Genomic DNA, 14,876 nt, shown 5'->3' on the forward strand with positions numbered 1-14,876 from the left:
CCGCAGTATGCCAGCCCTCCGGCCGGGGGCGCCGGCCGGAGGGCTGGCATACTGCGGTGCGTCCGTTCGACAGGAGAGGTGATGGCTGTGAGCTCGGCCTTCGTGGTGGTCGGCGAGTGCGTCGCCGACATCGTCCGCCGCCCCGGCGAGCCCGACCGGGTGCACCCCGGGGGGAGCCCGGCCAACGTCGCCTACGGCCTGGCCCGGCTGGGCCACTCCGCGACGCTGGTCACCCAGCTCGGCGACGACGCCAACGGCCGTCTGATCGACGCCCATCTGACGTCGGCGGGTGTCACCGTCCGCGCCGAACGGTCCTCCCGCACCCCGTCCGCCATCGCCACCCTCGACGCCGAGGGCAAGGCGGAGTACCGCTTCGACATCGAGTGGAGCCTCGGGGCGCCACCGGCCGGGGAGCCGCCGCGGCACCTGCACACCGGTTCCATCGCCGCGATCAGCGAGCCCGGTGCCTCCGTCGTGGAGAAGGCGGTGCGCGGCGCCGCCGGAACGGCCTCCGTCAGCTACGACCCGAACGTGCGCCCCGACCTGATGGGCGACCACCCGGCCGCCGTCGCGCGGGTGGAGAGGTGCGTGGGGCTCAGCGACGTCACCAAGGCCAGCGACGAGGACCTGGAGTGGCTCTATCCCGGCCGGCCCCCGCTGGAGGTCGCCCGCTCCTGGGTGGCGCTGGGCGCCACCCTGGTGCTGGTCACCCGGGGCGCGGACGGCGCCCTGGCCGTCACCGCCGGGCAGACGCGCGAGATCCCCTCGGTGCCGGTGACGGTGGCCGACACGGTCGGTGCCGGTGACGCCTTCATGTCGGGAACGCTGCACGCCCTCGCCGGGCTCGGCGCGCTGGGCGCGGCCGGGCGGACGCGGCTGGCCGCGTTGGACGCCGCCGGACTGGAGAGTGTCCTGGGCACCGCGGCCGCCGCCGCGGCCCTCACCGTCGGCCGCGCCGGGGCCAACCCGCCGGACGCCGCCGAACTGGCGGCGGCGCTCGGCTGATCCGCCGGAGGAGCGCCCCCGGGACTCCTCCCGGCGCGTGGGAGCCGCGGGCATCTCTGGCAGGTCGCCCGCTGCCACTCCACCTGCCCGCTGCCGACGCCCGTACCCGCCCGCCGCATGCCCGCATTCGGGCGTGCGGCGGGCGCGTTTTCGCCGTCCCGGGCGCACGCCGGTTGCGCACAGCGTGCTCTGGGCAACCACGTAGAGGGAAATGGCATGGGCATGATCGTCAATGCCCCGCGATTCCCCTCCGTCTCTCCCCACTCCGCCGGAACCACCCGCTCCGGCACCCTCAGGAGGCTGACCGTGATCGCCAGCAAAGCAGCCCGGGCGCTCGTCGCCCTGCTGGTCGTGGCACTGACCTGGACCACCGGACAGGCGTTCGCCGCATCCACCGCGGGGGACGGCGAGCAGACCCTCGCCGCCCGTGTGGTGACCTACGACGTCAGTGGCGCGGCGGAGTTCACCTCCGCCGTCCACCAGGGCGCCGCCGCCTGGAACGCGACCGTCAGCAACGTACGGCTCGTGCAGGTCCAGTCCGGCCAGCGCGCCAACGTGCGCGTCGTCGCCGACAACGGCTGGCCGCGCGCCCAGCGCACCAGCCTCGGCAACGGCACCGTCTGGATGGGGCGGCAGGCCGTCAACGAGGGCTACAACACCGTGCGGATCGCCTCCCACGAGTTCGGCCACATCCTCGGGCTGCCCGACATCAAGCCCGGCCCGTGCTCCAGCCTGATGTCCGGCTCCACGGCCGGAGTCTCCTGTACCAACCCCTACCCCAACGCCTCGGAACGCTCCGCCGTCGAGCGCTACTTCGCCGGTTCGCTGATCGCCCCGGCGCGCACCTTCCACGCCGAGGGCGCCCCGGCCGCCGTGCGCTGACCGCCGCTCCCGGCCCCACTCCCACTCCGCCCGCCACCGGTCCCGGCACAGCCGCCGGTGGCGGGCGGAGCCGTGCGCGGAACGGGCCCGGTCCGCGCACCGGTCGGGCCGAAGCCGCGCGCCCGCCGGGCGGTGATGCCGCTCAGCGCGCCGAGGTGTCCACCCGGCGGAGCGCGTCCAGTGCCTCGCCGATCGCGGCACGCAGCGGATCGTGGCGCGGCGCCAGGGCGAAGAACGGATCCGTCCACCGCTCCTCCGGATAGAGCCACACCGGGCGGCGGGTCAGCTCCGCCGGCTCCCAGGAATAGCGCGGCCAGACATGGGCGTGCAGGAACTCGTCGGAGTTGCCGAGGAGTTCGATGTTGACCCGGGAGAACCCCGGGTCCAGCCGACGGCAGGCCCTCTCCACGGCCTCGGCGAGCAGGTCCAGGTCGGCGAGGAACGCCAGGCGCCGCTCGCGGGGCAGTTCGGCCAGCCGCCGCACGTCCGGGTCCTCACCCAGCAGCACCGCGTACCCGGGAAGGAACTGGGTGTCGCCGATCACGGCGAAGCCCGCTCCCAGCCTGCGCAGCACCGTGGGGTTCCCGCCCCGCAGGGCGCTCGCTGTCCGGTCCGCGCGCCAGCTCTCGTCCATGGCCGCCCACCCTATCCACAGGCCCCGGCGCCCCCGCCGGTGGCCGCCGGGGTCGAACACGAGTGTGGTCCGCCGGTAGGGTCCCGGGCCATGAGCCACGACACTGTCATCCTCGTCACCGCCGTCACCGCGGCCGCGGTGATCGCCGCGGCGGGCGGCTGGTTCCTGCGCGGCTACCTGTACCAGCACGCGCTCCGCCGCAAGCAGCAGTTCTTCGGGCTGCCCGACAACTCCGAGTGCCTGCTGGTGGTCAGCCGTGACACCGGCGCCGACGGCGCGGTGGCGCGCAACGACGTCTTCGCGCTGCTGGAACTGGCCTCGGTCATCAAGGCCTGTGGAGCCAACGCCCAGGTGATGTCGGGTGACACCCCGCAGCAGGGGTTCGGCGAACGGACCGAGATCTGCCTCGGCGGCCCGACCGGGTCCCGGCGCATGGCGGCCCATCTGCACAGCCTCCTCCCGGGAGTCTCGGTCAACACCGACAGCGCGCCAGGACCGGACCGCGGTGCCTTCACCATCGGCACCGAGCGCCACCGGCTGGAGAACGGATCGGTCGAACACGTGCTGCTCGCCCGGCTCACCGCCGGACAGGAGGGCCGGCCGGTCTTCCTCGCCTGCGGACAGCGCTCCATCACCCACCAGGCCGCGGTCCGGTATCTGGCCAAGCACCACCAGAGACTGGCCCGAAAGCACGGTTCCCGGGGCAACTTCGTCCTGCTGCTGCGGGTCGTGAACTCGCAGGCGTACGGGCCCGACGTGGTGGAGATGATCGGAGATGTCACCAAGGAGGCCACTACGCCCCGGCCCAAGCTCACCACGAGTAAGCAGCTCTGACACGGCGTCACGTAGCCTGTCCCCGTCGCGGCCGACGCGAGAGGCCGAGTGCGAGAGGGGATCAGGATGGACACCCGTCCCGTGTACCAGCGGATCGCCGACGACCTGCGGAGGCGGATCGACGACGGCACGCTGGAGGTCGGTGACCGGATACCGTCGCGGACCGAACTCAAGCGCGCGTACGACGCCAGTGACCAGACGGTGGACCGCGCCGTCCGCGTGCTGAAGGCGGCCGGTTACGCCGTGGGCCAGTTCGGCCGGGGCGTCTTCGTCAGCGACCGGATGCCGATCGGCACCCTGGTGCGGGCCCCGCACGCCGTGGACACACCGCTGGCGGCCCGGATCAGCGTCAACGGCGCCGGCCGGGGCCACGACGGCGCAGGGCTCCCGCACCTGGTGTGGGAGGCGGTCTCCGAGGCCGGCACCGCGTCCCCGGCCGTCGCCGAGCGGCTGGGCCTCACCCCGGGCGACCCGGTGGTGCGCACAGAGTACGAGTTCCTGGCGGACCGGCGGCCGCTCCAGCTCTCCACCAGCTGGGAACCGCTGGCCCTGACCGAGGGCACCGAGGTCGCCTACCCCGACCGAGGTCCCTACGCCCGCTGCGGAGTCCCCGGCCGGTTCGCCGCCATCGGCATCCGCGTGGTGCGGGCACGCGAGACCGTCGGCTCACGGCCCGCGTCGACGCCGGAGGCCGAGTCCCTCGGCTGTTCGCCCGGCCAGAGCGTCACCGTGGTCGAACGGACCCACTTCGACGAGCGGTACCGGCCCGTGGAGACCTCCGAGACGGTGATCCGCGGTGACCGCTGGCGGCTCGAGTACCCCATCGACCTCGCCGCGCCACAGGGGACGGCCGACACCCTCTGACCGGTTGGCGGTCCGCGGCCTGTGGTCTGTGGTCTGCGGCCCGCAGACCGCCGGGGAGCGCTCAGTCCTCGGCGACCTCGGCGTACACCTGCGAGAGTTCGGGGGTGCCGGAGTCCGCCCAGTCCCGGCCCGCCCGGACCACGTCGATCTCCCGGCCGGAGTCCATCACCACCACCGGACCGCCCTCCGCGTCCCGGGCCCAGCGGGTGCCCGGAACGGTGCGCACGATGACCGTGCCCAGGTACAGTCCCGCGTCGTTGCCCAGCCACGGCAGCTCCTCCGGGTCCTCGCGCCACCGGGGCTGGAGCTGGTCGAGTTCGGCGAGCGACCGGGGGGTGTCCCGCAGCCGCAGCCCCGCCGTCTCGGCGCGGGTTCGCAGCAGTTCGCACTCGGAGAGCAGCTGCGCCACACCCTCCGGATCGGACCAGGCGCCGACGGACCGTGCCGCGCCCGGGTGACGACGCCACTTGTCCAGGAACGGGAGCTTCATCCCCCCAGGGTCGCACCCGGGGCGCCCGCCCGGCCACCGCCACGGCGTTCGCAGCTGTGTTCTGGCACCCCGGGGGCGCCGACGGGCATACGGCCTCCGGCACCGGGCACCGGGCACCCGCACCCGGCGCACGGCTGACGCGTCAGCCGCCGTCCGCCGCGAGGTCGAGATCGACGACTACCGGAGCGTGGTCCGAGGCGCCCTTGCCCTTGCGCTCCTCACGGTCGACGTAGGAGTCCCGGACAGCACCCGCGAACGGGGCGTTGCCGTAGACCAGGTCGATCCGCATGCCCTTGTTCTTCGGGAAGCCCAGCATCCGGTAGTCCCAGTAGGTGAAGGGGTGGTCGTACTTGAGCGGGCGTGGCACCACGTCGGACAGGCCGGTCCCGCGCAGCGCGGTCAGCGCCTCCCGCTCGGGCGCGGTCACATGGGTGGCGTTCTCGAACTGCCCGATGTCCCAGACGTCCTCGTCGGTGGGCGCGATGTTGTAGTCGCCCAGCACGGCGAACGGCGTGCCGGCGGCGGCATCGGCCGCCACCGCTTCGCGCAGCGCGCCCAGCCACTCCAACTTGTAGGCGTAGTGCGGGTGTCCGACCTCGCGGCCGTTGGGCACATAGACCGACCACACCTTGACGCCCCCGCAGACCGCGCTCACGGCACGGGGCTCGACGGTGCCCTCGTAGGCCGGCTGTCCGGGCAGACCGGTCACCACGTCGGTGAGCCCCACCCGGGAGATCACCGCGACGCCGTTCCAGCGGCCGGTGCCGTGGGCGGCGGCCTCGTAACCGAGGTCGCGCAGCGGCCCGTCCGGGAACGCCTCCGCCCCGCACTTGAGTTCCTGCACGCACAGCACGTCCGTGCCGCTGGATTCCAGCCAGGCCAGCAGCCGGGGGAGTCGGGAGGTGATCGAGTTGACGTTCCAGGTGGCGATGCGCATGTGGTCTCGTGATCTCTCGGGCGGGCCGGTACGTGCGGTGTGGTGCGGGACGGTGGCGAGGACGCTGCTGCGGGCGGCGGGCGGGACGGTCAGAGGGTCAGCCGCTGCCCGGGGAGCAGCCGGGTGTACTCGGCTCCCCCGAGCCCCGGGCCCTGCGGCCCGAGCTGACGGCCGTAGACGGCGTGGCCGAACTCCCCCAGCAGACCGTCGTGCACGGCCAGGGCACGGGCGGGCCCGACCTCACGCACGTAGTCGACGACCTCGGAGAACTTGTTCCACGGCGCGTGCATCGGCAGCAGCAGGTTCTCCACCGGCCGGTCCGGGACGGTGAGCGCGTCCCCGGGATGGAACACCGCGGCGTCCAGTACGAACCCGACGTTGGTGACACGGGGGATGTCCGGGTGGATCACCGCGTGCAGCTCGCCGTGGACCTCCACGTCGAACCCGGCCGCACGGAAGGTGTCGCCGTGACCGACCGTCCGGATCCGGCCGGGGAAGGCCGCGGACAGCCGGCCGGCGACGGCGGGCAGCGTCCAGATCTCGGTGGCCGGATCGGCCTCCAGCGCGGCACGCAGTCTGCCCTCGTCGAAGTGGTCGGGGTGCTCGTGGGTGACGAGCACCGCCTCCGCGCCCAGCGCGGCGTCCTCCTCGCTGAAGGCGCCCGGGTCGATGACCAGGGTGCGGCCGTCCTTGGTCAGCCGCACGCATGAGTGCCCCTGTTTGGTGAGCTCCATGCGGGCCATTGTGCCCCGGCCCGCGGACAGTCGGGCGGAGGTCCGACCGCCCGCGCCGGGCCGCACCCGCGCGGCGGACGTTCCGGCGCGCCCGGTGTCGGTGCCGGTGCCGGGCGCCCCGGGGACATCGCCCGTGCTCACGGCCCGAACTGTGCAGCCGCACAACGCGGGTGGTTACTCGTTGGTCACCGGCAGCGAGTGACGGAACCTCTCTGGACGGCGACCGGGCGCGGTGCTGTGGTGTCCCAACACGCTTGAAGGGGGTGGCCGATGGGGGCCGCTGATTTGCGGGTGCGGGGGCTGAACGCCGGTTACGGACCGGTGCGCGCACTGACCGATGTCTCCCTGGACGTGCCCGACGGCGCGGTCACGGCGGTGCTCGGCGGTAACGGCGCGGGCAAGTCCACGCTGCTGCGGGCGCTCTCGGGAACGCTGCGCTTCCACGGCGGCGCCGTCACCGGCGGCACCGTCGAGTACGACGGGGCCCGGCTGGACGGGCGACCCGCCGCGAGCGTCGTCGCCGCCGGGGTGGTGCAGGTCCCCGAGGGGCGGCAGGTCTTCGCCCGGATGACGGTCGCCGACAACCTCCGCGCCGGAGCCCTGGGGCGGCGCGGTGACCGCGCGGCCCAGCAGGCGGCACGCAACCGCGTCCACGAACTGTTCCCCGTGCTCGCCGACCGCGCCCAGCAGCGTGCCGGGCTGCTCTCCGGAGGAGAGCAGCAGATGCTGGCGATGGGCCGGGCGCTCATGGCCAGACCCCGGCTGCTGCTGCTCGACGAGCCCTCGCTCGGCCTCGCGCCGATGATGGCCGCCCGCATCGCCGAGACGGTCCGTGAGATCAACACCCAGGGCACCACGGTGCTGCTGGTCGAGCAGAACGCGTCGCTGGCGCTGCGGCTCGCCTCGCACGCCGTGGTCCTGGAGACCGGCGAGGTCGCCCTCTCCGGAACCGCCGAGGAGCTCTCCGCCAGCGACGAGGTGCGGCGCCGCTACCTCGGAGTGGCGGACGAGGAGGCGGCCGCCGACGCGGCGGCCGGGATCGCCGCCGAGGACGCCGGCGTCGCCGCGCACCCGCCGCTGACCCGGTGGACCGCGTGAGCGCCGCGAGCGCCGGCGCCGGGACGGGCGCGGACAACCGGGCCCCGGCGGACGCCGCGGCGCCGCGCGCCCTGGAGGTGTCCGGACTGACGGTGCGCTTCGCCGGGCTGACCGCGCTGGACACCGTCTCCTTCACCGTGGCGCCCGGCTCGATCCACGCCCTGATCGGGCCCAACGGCGCCGGCAAGTCCACCTGCTTCAACGTCCTCTCCGGTGTCTACCGCGCCGCCGCCGGCAGTGTGCGGCTCGGCGAGCACGAGCTGACCCGGATGGCGCCGGAACGGATCGCCGGCCTCGGTGTCGCCCGCACCTTCCAGAACCTCGCGCTCTCCCAGCACGCCACCGTGGCCGACACCCTGCTGCTCGGCCGCCACCGGCTGACCCGCGCCGGCTTCCTCGCCACCGGGCTGCGGCTGCCCTCCGCGACCCGCGAGGCGGCGCGGCACCGCGACCGGATGCGGGAGATCGCGGCCTTCCTCGGGCTGGAGCCCTATCTCGACCACCCGGCCGGGGTGCTGCCGTACGGGCTGCAGAAGACGGTCGAACTGGGCCGGGCGCTGTGCATGGAGCCGGAGGTGCTTCTCCTGGACGAGCCGATCGCGGGGATGACCCCCACCGAGCGCCGGCACGCGGCGGGCGTCATCTCCTCCGTCCGGGACAGCCTCGGGCTGTCGGTGCTGCTGGTCGAGCACGACATGGGTGTGGTGATGCGCCTCGCGGACCGGGTGACCGTCCTGGACTTCGGCCGCCGTATCGCCGACGGCCCGCCCGAGCAGGTGCAGAACGACCCCGACGTACTGCGCGCCTACCTCGGCGCGGACGCCGCAGGCGACCGGGACGAGGAAGCCCCGGCCGGCCCCGGCGACGACGACAGGGGAGAGACGCGATGACCACCTTCCTCGAACTGCTGGCGACCGGTGTCTCGTTGGGATCGGTCTACGCGCTGATCGCCCTCGGCTTCGTCATCATCTACAAGTCGACCGAGGTGGTGAACTTCGCCCACGCCTCGCTGCTGCTGGCCGGAGGCTACTTCGCCGTACTCAGCCGGGAGCACATCGGCTTCTGGCCGGCGCTGCTCGTCGGGGTCGCGGGTGCCGCCGCGCTGGGCATGCTGCTGGAGTTCCTCGTCATCCGCCGGTACCGAGGCCGTGACCACAGCGTGCTGGCGATCGTCACCATCGGGATCGACATCGTCCTGATCACCGAGTTCGCCCGCCGGATCGGGCCGAAGATCTTCAGCTACGGCGACCCGTGGGGCTCGGCGATGGTCTCGCTCGGCCCGATCAGCGTGCCGCAGACACGGATCGCGGCCTTCGTCACCGCCGCCGCGCTGATCACGCTGTTCCTGGTCGCCTTCCGCTACACGACCTGGGGGGTGGCGATGCGCGCCGCCGCCGAGAACCGCGAGACGGCGGCTCTGATGGGCGTCCGGCTGGGCTGGGTGTCGGCGTCCGCCTGGGGCGTCGCCGGGGCGCTCGCCGCGGTGGCCGCCCTGTTCCTCTCGGTCTTCCCGACCACCGGGCTCGACCGCGACACCGGACTGATCGCGCTGAAGGCGTTCCCCGCCGCGATCATCGGCGGGCTGGACTCCACCACCGGCGCCCTGGTCGGCGGCCTGACCGTCGGAGTCACCCAGGCGCTGGCCACCGGCTACCAGAGCGAACTGTCCTTCCTGGGGAACGGCATCGGGGAGCTGGCCCCCTACCTGGTGATGGTCCTGGTCCTGCTGATCCGGCCCGCCGGACTCTTCGGCACGAGGGAGCTGTCGCGTGTCTGACCTGCTGACGAAGGTGCGCGAGGGACTGCGGCCGCCCGCGGCCGCCGGGAGCGGAGCCGGCTCCGGACGCTGGCTGGTGCCGGTCGTGTGGCTGGCGATCGGCTTGGCGCTGCTGGCCTTCCCGTTCTACCTGGAGACGTTCTGGCTGCGGACCGGACTGCTGGCGATGGCGGCGGCGATCGGCGCCATCGGACTCAACATGCTCTCCGGCTCGACCGGGCAGCTCTCCCTCGGCCACGCGTTCTTCCTCGCCATGGGCGCCTACGGCTACTGCGTCCTGGCCGGTGACCCGGACGGTCCCGCGACCGGCCTCGGGCTGCCACCGCTGCTGGCCGTGGTGCTGGCCGTGCTCCTCACCGGGGTGGCCGGAGGGCTGTTCTCCCCGATCGCGGGCCGGCTGCGCGGCGCCTACCTGGGCATCGCGACCCTGGCGCTGATCTTCATCGGGCAGCACGTGCTGTTCAACGCCCACGACCTGACGGGTGGCTTCAACGGCCGGGTGGTGCCCCGGCTGGAGGTCTTCGGCTTCGTCTTCGACGCCGAGCGGATCGTGGTCGCGGGTGTGCCGTTCCAGGCGATGGAGAAGCTCTGGTACGTCGGCCTGGTGCTGCTGCTGGGCTGTGTGCTCTTCGCCCGCGGTGTGCTGCGCGGACGGCCCGGCCGGGCGATGAACGCCATCCGGGACCACCAGATCGCGGCGGGCGTCATGGGTGTGCCGGTGGCCCGCTACCGGGGCATGGTCTTCGTGATCTCGTCGATGTACGCGGGCCTCGCCGGGGTGCTGCTGGCGCTGGTCTTCGAACGGACCGTGCCCACCTACTTCTCCATCGTGCTCTCCCTGGAGTACCTGGCGATGATCGTCATCGGGGGCCTCGGGTCGGTCGGCGGAGCGGTGCTCGGCGCGACCTTCGTCTCCATGACCCCGCTGATCCTCACCCGCTACAGCGAGGCCCTGCCCCTGGTGACCGCGCCGGGAACCGGCGGCGGCTTCGCCCCGGGAGAGGTCTCCCGCTTCCTCTACGGCGGAGCCGTGGTGGCCGCGGTGCTGTTCCTGCCCGGCGGACTGGCGCGACTGCCGGCCGCCTGGCGAGCGCGACAACGGGCGCGCCGCCCGGCCGGCGAGGCCGGACCGGATACCCAACGGAACGAGGAGGTTCCCAGATGAACAGCAAGCGACGCGGACTCCCCGCGGTGGCCGTGGCCGCCGCGACGGCGGTGGCGCTCACCCTGACGGCGTGCAGCGGCAAGGCCGAGGACGACGGCGGCGGTGGCTCCGGCGGCTCGGGCGACACGGCGAGCGAGGGCGACGAGCTCGTCACCGGGCCAGGCGTCGGCGACGACACCATCACCGTCGGCGCCCTCACCGACATGACCGCCGCCTACGCCACCCTGGGTGCCAGCGTCACCCAGGGCCAGCAGCTGTACGTCAAGGAGGCCAACGCGGCGGGCGGCGTGTGCGAGCGCGACCTGGAACTGGTGGTGCGCGACCACGCCTACGACGCCGGACAGGCGGGCACCTTCTACGCCGAGCTGGAGCCGGACGTCATCGGCTTCTCCCAGTTCATCGGCTCGCCCTACGTCGCGGCCGCCAAGGACAGCATCGACGCCAACCAGACGACGGTGATCGCCCAGGCTTGGACGGCGTCGCTGCTGGGCAGCGAGTACATCCACATGATCGGCACCACCTACGACATCGAGACGATCAACGCGATCGACTTCCTGATGAACGAGAAGGGGCTCTCCGAGGGCGACTCCATCGGGCACGTCTACTTCGAGGGCGACTACGGCGAGAACGCCCTGGAAGGCGCCGAGTACGCCGCCGAGCAGGTCGGGCTGACGGTCGTCGGCCAGGCGATCAAGCCGACCGACGAGGACATGACCGCGCAGGTCACCGCCCTCGCCCGGGACGGTGTCTCGGCGATCATCGTCAGCGCGGGCCCGCGCCAGGCGGCGTCGGTCGCCGGGGTGGCGGCGGCCGCCGGTCTCGGCGTCCCGATCGTCGGCAACAACTCGGCCTTCGCCCCGCAGCTGCTGGCGACGGAGGCGGCCCCGGCGCTGCTCGGCGAGTTCTACATCGCCGCCCCGTCGCTGCCGATCGGGTCCGACGAGTCGGCGCCCGCCACCCTCGCCGAGGCGTACACGGCGGAGTTCCCCGACGCGGTGCTCGACATGGGTGTGGTCGCCGGGTACGGCGCGATGGAGCTGTTCACCGAGGCGCTGCGCGGCGCCTGCGACGCGGGTGACCTCAGCCGGGAGGGCGTGGCGGCCGCCTTCGGCGAACTCAACGCCTACGACAACGGGTTCGGCGTCGTCAACGACTTCTCCGCCCCCGACGCCCCGTCCTCGCTGGAGAGCTACATCCTCAAGCCGGACGCCGAGGCCCCCGGTGGCCTGGTCGTCGAGGCCGAGGGCTTCGTCTCGGACCTCGCCGAGGGCTTCCCGCGCGGCTGACAGCAGGCGCGGCGCCACGTGTGATGCCGGTCGCTCCCCGTCGGGGGAGCGGCCGGCATCGCCGTGTGTCCGCCACGGCCGGCCCGCGCGGCGGCCGTGGCGGGGCCGTGGGCCGGCGGTGGCCTGCGGCCCGGGCAGCTGTGCGGCGCGGCCCGCTGTGGGCGCCCCGCGGGCCGTCCCGCGTGGTGCCCGACCACGGCGAAGGGCCGGGGCGGTCCGGGAGAACTCACTCCCGGACCGCCCCGGCCCCTGTCGCGAAGGTGGCGGCCCCACGGGGCCGCCGCGGGCTACTGCGCCGCGGTGGCGCGGGACTCGCGCCGGTTGTCGCGGATCGCGTAGACCCGGCGGGCGGTGGCGAACAGCGGGATCACCGCTGCCAGCACGACCTGCATGGAGCAGGCGGTCTGCAGCATCAGCTCGCCGCCGGGGGCGTCGAACGCCCAGGCGGTCAGCATCCCCATGCACAGCGTGATCCAGGCCAGCATGGCACCGGCCAGCGGACCGCGCGGCTTGGGGTACTCGACCCGGCTGACCATCAGCCAGGCCACACCGACGATCGCCAGCAGCGTCGGGACGAACGGCAGCTCCAGCAGCACGATGGAGACCACGGTCAGCGCGCCGAACGGGCAGGGCATCCCCTGGAAGACCCCGTTGGGCATGGACACGCACGAGAACCGGGCCAGGCGCAGGATCACCGCCAGCAGCACCACGATCGCGGCCAGGGCGGACAGCGGCTCGTGGATGTCGCCGACGACCATGCCCCAGACCAGCACGAAGTACGCCGGCGCCAGGCCGAAGCTGATCAGGTCGGAGAGGTTGTCCAGCTCCGCGCCCATCGGCGAGCTGCGCAGCTTCCGCGCCACCAGACCGTCGAACAGGTCGAAGATCGAGGCCAGCAGCATCAGCAGCACCGCCGTGGCGGCGTTGTTGCGGACGACGCCGACGTCACCGGTGCCGGTCAGGTGCGGGATCAGCACGCCGGAGGTGGTGAAGTACACGGCCAGGAAGCCACAGGTGGCGTTGGCCAGGGTCAGGGCGTCGGCGATCGACAGCCGCAGAGACAGCGGCATGTCGTCGTCATCGTCCGTGTCGTCCTCCGGAACCCAGGTGTCCTGGGACTTGCGGTCAATCACGGTCAAGGCGAGTCACCCCCGCGGTGGTGGGCTGGCCGACTTCGACAGCCGGCTCGATGCCCTCGGGCAGGTAGACGTCCACGCGCGAACCGAAGCGGATCAGGCCGACCCGTTCACCCTGTTCGACCTTGCAGCCCTGCGGCACGTACGGAACGATCCGGCGTGCCACCGTACCCGCGATCTGCACCATCTCGATGTCGCCCAGCTCACTGTCGAAGTGCCAGACGACCCGCTCGTTGTTCTCGCTCTCCTTGTTGAAGGCGGGGACGTAGCCGCCGGGGATGTGCTGGAGCGAGGAGACCGTGCCCGCCACCGGTGCCCGGTTGACGTGCACGTTGAGCGGGCTCATGAAGACGGCGACGCGGGTCCGGCCGTCGGGCCACTCCATGATCGACTGCACCACCCCGTCGGCCGGGGAGATGACCCGGCCGGTCGCGATCTCCCGGTCGGGGTCGCGGAAGAACCACAGCATGCCGGCCGCGAGCACCGTCGTCGGCACCGCGACCGCGGCCCAGCGGCCGGAACGCCGCGCCTTGGCGAGGCTGACGGCCGCGGTGGCGACGGTCGGCAGCACCCACGGGGATGCACCGCGCGCGAAACGCACTCGGCCGGATTCTTCGGAGAGAGAGCGGTGGGGCATGGGAGACCTTCGTAGCGGGAGGGGATCGCGCCCGGAAATACGGGCGATCACCAGGAATGCTATCGGCTGTCAGGGGTAACGGAGCAAGCTGTCGCATCGGCCGCTTCCATAACTGCAGGCCGGGCGGTGGACTTTCCGCCACGCGGAACGTCCCCATGGGTGCGTTCAGCCCGGTTCGCGGCACTCCTCCGGCCATTACCCGGCCATGATCACGGTGAACCGTCAACTCTCGGCCAGTCACACAGAGTGTCCGGCGGGCGGCGTGTCCTGACACGACGCGGCGCCGGGCGTGCACCCGGGGTGACGAACGGCGCTGCGTCGGGGAAGCGTGGTCAGTCCACCGGTGGCTCGAACCGGGAGGTCCGCCGCAGCCCCGCGGCGCGGCCCTTGCCGGAGACGACCAGCGCCATCTTGCGGCTCGCCTCGTCGATCATCTCCTCGCCCAGCATCACCGAGCCCTTGGCGCCGCCGGCGGCCGAGGTGGCGTGCGCGTAGGCGTCGAGGATCAGCTCCGCGTGGTCGAAGTCCTCCTGCGAGGGGGAGAAGATCTCGTTGGCCGCCTCGATCTGCGAGGGGTGCAGCACCCACTTGCCGTCGAAGCCCAGCGCCGCCGAGCGGCCGGCCACCTCCCGGAACCGCTCGGTGTCGCGGACCGCGAGGTACGGGCCGTCGATCGGCTGGAGGTCGTGGGCGCGCGCGGCCATCAGGATGCGCATCAGGATGTAGTGGTAGGCGTCGGCCGGGTAGCCGGGCGGCTGCTCCCCGACCACCAGCGACCTCATGTTCACCGAGGCCATCAGGTCGGCGGGGCCGAAGATCACCGTCTCCAGCCGTGGCGAGGCGCCCGCGATGGCGTCCACCTCGACCAGACCGCGCGCGTTCTCGATCTGCGCCTCGATGCCGATCCGGCCGACCGGCAGCCCCATGCCCTTCTCGATCTGTGTCAGCAGCATGTCCAGCGCGGCGACCTGCCGGGCGTCCTGCACCTTCGGCAGCATCACGCAGTCCAGGTGCTCGCCCGCGCCCTCGACCACCGTGATCACATCCCGGTAGGCCCAGTGCGTGGTCCAGTCGTTGACCCGCACCGCGCGGGTCTTGCCCGTCCAGTCGCCCTCGTTCAGCGCCTCCACCACCGCGTGGCGCGCGCCCTCCTTCGCCACCGGGGCACAGGCGTCCTCCAGGTCCAGGAAGACCTGGTCGGCGGGGAGCGACTGCGCCTTCTCCAGGAACCGCGGGTTGCTGCCCGGCACCGCCAGGCACGAGCGGCGGGGCCGCAGCCGCGCGGCACCGCCGGCGGGAGTGTCGCTGCCGCCGGGGACGGGGGTGGACGGGGCGGTCATGGCATTCCTCCAGGCATGGCGCCGCACGAGTGCGACGGGACGGGGACGGGCCGGGCG

At 73.1% G+C, this 14,876-nt stretch carries 16 protein-coding genes; 9 read left to right on the forward strand and 7 right to left on the reverse strand.

Features of this window, described 5'->3' with window-relative positions:
- Positions 1-81 precede the first annotated feature (81 nt).
- Complete coding sequence (locus tag E0D90_RS15670) at positions 82-1,005, forward strand: carbohydrate kinase family protein (protein WP_130798849.1); 924 nt, start codon at positions 82-84, stop codon at positions 1,003-1,005.
- A 306-nt stretch (positions 1,006-1,311) separates the two neighbouring features.
- Positions 1,312-1,887: a snapalysin family zinc-dependent metalloprotease gene (locus E0D90_RS15675; RefSeq protein ID WP_227870250.1), complete on the forward strand. Its 576-nt coding sequence runs from the start codon at positions 1,312-1,314 to the stop codon at positions 1,885-1,887.
- Positions 1,888-2,029: 142 nt separating this feature from the next.
- On the opposite strand, the gene E0D90_RS15680 is transcribed toward E0D90_RS15675, so the two are convergent.
- Positions 2,030-2,521, reverse strand: coding sequence for an HIT family protein (locus tag E0D90_RS15680; protein ID WP_130798853.1), 492 nt, complete (start codon positions 2,519-2,521; stop codon positions 2,030-2,032).
- 90 nt (positions 2,522-2,611) lie between these two features.
- Between E0D90_RS15680 and E0D90_RS15685 the strand changes: the two genes are divergently transcribed.
- The gene (locus E0D90_RS15685; RefSeq protein WP_130798855.1) at positions 2,612-3,355 is read left to right on the forward strand and encodes a hypothetical protein; all 744 of its coding nucleotides are present in this window, start codon (positions 2,612-2,614) and stop codon (positions 3,353-3,355) included.
- A gap of 66 nt (positions 3,356-3,421) precedes the next feature.
- Positions 3,422-4,219 (forward strand): GntR family transcriptional regulator, encoded by a 798-nt coding sequence (locus E0D90_RS15690; RefSeq protein ID WP_130798857.1) that lies wholly within the window; start codon positions 3,422-3,424, stop codon positions 4,217-4,219.
- A 61-nt stretch (positions 4,220-4,280) separates the two neighbouring features.
- On the opposite strand, the gene E0D90_RS15695 is transcribed toward E0D90_RS15690, so the two are convergent.
- The 3 genes from E0D90_RS15695 to E0D90_RS15705 form a co-directional block, all read right to left on the reverse strand.
- Complete coding sequence (locus E0D90_RS15695; protein WP_103504704.1) at positions 4,281-4,709, reverse strand: DUF6278 family protein; 429 nt, start codon at positions 4,707-4,709, stop codon at positions 4,281-4,283.
- Between the two features lie 142 nt (positions 4,710-4,851).
- Positions 4,852-5,646 carry an exodeoxyribonuclease III gene (locus E0D90_RS15700; protein WP_103504705.1) on the reverse strand — a complete coding sequence of 265 codons (795 nt, stop codon included), beginning with the start codon at positions 5,644-5,646 and terminating at the stop codon, positions 4,852-4,854.
- 89 nt (positions 5,647-5,735) lie between these two features.
- On the reverse strand, positions 5,736-6,380 hold the full coding sequence (locus E0D90_RS15705) for an MBL fold metallo-hydrolase (RefSeq protein WP_130798859.1): 645 nt from the start codon (positions 6,378-6,380) through the stop codon (positions 5,736-5,738).
- 270 nt (positions 6,381-6,650) lie between these two features.
- Here E0D90_RS15705 and E0D90_RS15710 point away from each other — a divergent pair, with 270 nt between their 5' ends.
- The 5 genes from E0D90_RS15710 (at position 6,651) to E0D90_RS15730 (ending at position 11,706) form a co-directional block, all read left to right on the forward strand.
- Positions 6,651-7,478 (forward strand): ABC transporter ATP-binding protein, encoded by an 828-nt coding sequence (locus E0D90_RS15710; RefSeq protein ID WP_103504708.1) that lies wholly within the window; start codon positions 6,651-6,653, stop codon positions 7,476-7,478.
- 71 nt (positions 7,479-7,549) lie between these two features.
- Positions 7,550-8,368, forward strand: a complete 819-nt coding sequence (locus tag E0D90_RS15715) for an ABC transporter ATP-binding protein (protein ID WP_130798865.1) — start codon at positions 7,550-7,552, stop codon at positions 8,366-8,368.
- Positions 8,365-9,255 (forward strand): branched-chain amino acid ABC transporter permease, encoded by an 891-nt coding sequence (locus E0D90_RS15720; protein WP_103504709.1) that lies wholly within the window; start codon positions 8,365-8,367, stop codon positions 9,253-9,255. The genes E0D90_RS15715 and E0D90_RS15720 overlap by 4 nt, the downstream gene beginning before the upstream one ends.
- The gene (locus tag E0D90_RS15725; protein WP_374754091.1) at positions 9,248-10,420 is read left to right on the forward strand and encodes a branched-chain amino acid ABC transporter permease; all 1,173 of its coding nucleotides are present in this window, start codon (positions 9,248-9,250) and stop codon (positions 10,418-10,420) included. The genes E0D90_RS15720 and E0D90_RS15725 overlap by 8 nt, the downstream gene beginning before the upstream one ends.
- Positions 10,417-11,706 carry an ABC transporter substrate-binding protein gene (locus E0D90_RS15730; protein ID WP_130798861.1) on the forward strand — a complete coding sequence of 430 codons (1,290 nt, stop codon included), beginning with the start codon at positions 10,417-10,419 and terminating at the stop codon, positions 11,704-11,706. Before E0D90_RS15725 ends, E0D90_RS15730 begins: the two co-directional genes overlap by 4 nt.
- Before the next feature lie 287 nt (positions 11,707-11,993).
- On the opposite strand, the gene pssA is transcribed toward E0D90_RS15730, so the two are convergent.
- The 3 genes from pssA to E0D90_RS15745 form a co-directional block, all read right to left on the reverse strand.
- Positions 11,994-12,845, reverse strand: coding sequence for a CDP-diacylglycerol--serine O-phosphatidyltransferase (gene pssA / locus E0D90_RS15735; protein WP_174856209.1), 852 nt, complete (start codon positions 12,843-12,845; stop codon positions 11,994-11,996).
- Positions 12,832-13,479 carry a phosphatidylserine decarboxylase gene (locus E0D90_RS15740; RefSeq protein ID WP_130798863.1) on the reverse strand — a complete coding sequence of 216 codons (648 nt, stop codon included), beginning with the start codon at positions 13,477-13,479 and terminating at the stop codon, positions 12,832-12,834. Before E0D90_RS15740 ends, pssA begins: the two co-directional genes overlap by 14 nt.
- Before the next feature lie 332 nt (positions 13,480-13,811).
- Positions 13,812-14,819 carry an HpcH/HpaI aldolase/citrate lyase family protein gene (locus E0D90_RS15745; RefSeq protein WP_103501144.1) on the reverse strand — a complete coding sequence of 336 codons (1,008 nt, stop codon included), beginning with the start codon at positions 14,817-14,819 and terminating at the stop codon, positions 13,812-13,814.
- Positions 14,820-14,876 lie beyond the last annotated feature (57 nt).

This window comes from Streptomyces otsuchiensis (assembly GCF_004305975.1).
In the GTDB taxonomy this organism is placed as follows: domain Bacteria; phylum Actinomycetota; class Actinomycetes; order Streptomycetales; family Streptomycetaceae; genus Streptomyces; species Streptomyces otsuchiensis.

What these genes read in the sequence shown, in the direction of transcription:
- E0D90_RS15720 (WP_103504709.1), top strand. Translation starts at nt 8,365, where the DNA reads ATGACCACCTTCCTCGAACTGCTGGCGACCGGTGTCTCGTTGGGATCG.
- E0D90_RS15705 (WP_130798859.1), bottom strand. Translation starts at nt 6,380, where the DNA reads ATGGAGCTCACCAAACAGGGGCACTCATGCGTGCGGCTGACCAAGGAC.
- E0D90_RS15680 (WP_130798853.1), bottom strand. Translation starts at nt 2,521, where the DNA reads ATGGACGAGAGCTGGCGCGCGGACCGGACAGCGAGCGCCCTGCGGGGC.
- E0D90_RS15690 (WP_130798857.1), top strand. Translation starts at nt 3,422, where the DNA reads ATGGACACCCGTCCCGTGTACCAGCGGATCGCCGACGACCTGCGGAGG.
- E0D90_RS15700 (WP_103504705.1), bottom strand. Translation starts at nt 5,646, where the DNA reads ATGCGCATCGCCACCTGGAACGTCAACTCGATCACCTCCCGACTCCCC.
- E0D90_RS15685 (WP_130798855.1), top strand. Translation starts at nt 2,612, where the DNA reads ATGAGCCACGACACTGTCATCCTCGTCACCGCCGTCACCGCGGCCGCG.
- E0D90_RS15710 (WP_103504708.1), top strand. Translation starts at nt 6,651, where the DNA reads ATGGGGGCCGCTGATTTGCGGGTGCGGGGGCTGAACGCCGGTTACGGA.
- E0D90_RS15730 (WP_130798861.1), top strand. Translation starts at nt 10,417, where the DNA reads ATGAACAGCAAGCGACGCGGACTCCCCGCGGTGGCCGTGGCCGCCGCG.
- E0D90_RS15670 (WP_130798849.1), top strand. Translation starts at nt 82, where the DNA reads ATGGCTGTGAGCTCGGCCTTCGTGGTGGTCGGCGAGTGCGTCGCCGAC.
- E0D90_RS15740 (WP_130798863.1), bottom strand. Translation starts at nt 13,479, where the DNA reads ATGCCCCACCGCTCTCTCTCCGAAGAATCCGGCCGAGTGCGTTTCGCG.
- E0D90_RS15695 (WP_103504704.1), bottom strand. Translation starts at nt 4,709, where the DNA reads ATGAAGCTCCCGTTCCTGGACAAGTGGCGTCGTCACCCGGGCGCGGCA.
- E0D90_RS15745 (WP_103501144.1), bottom strand. Translation starts at nt 14,819, where the DNA reads ATGACCGCCCCGTCCACCCCCGTCCCCGGCGGCAGCGACACTCCCGCC.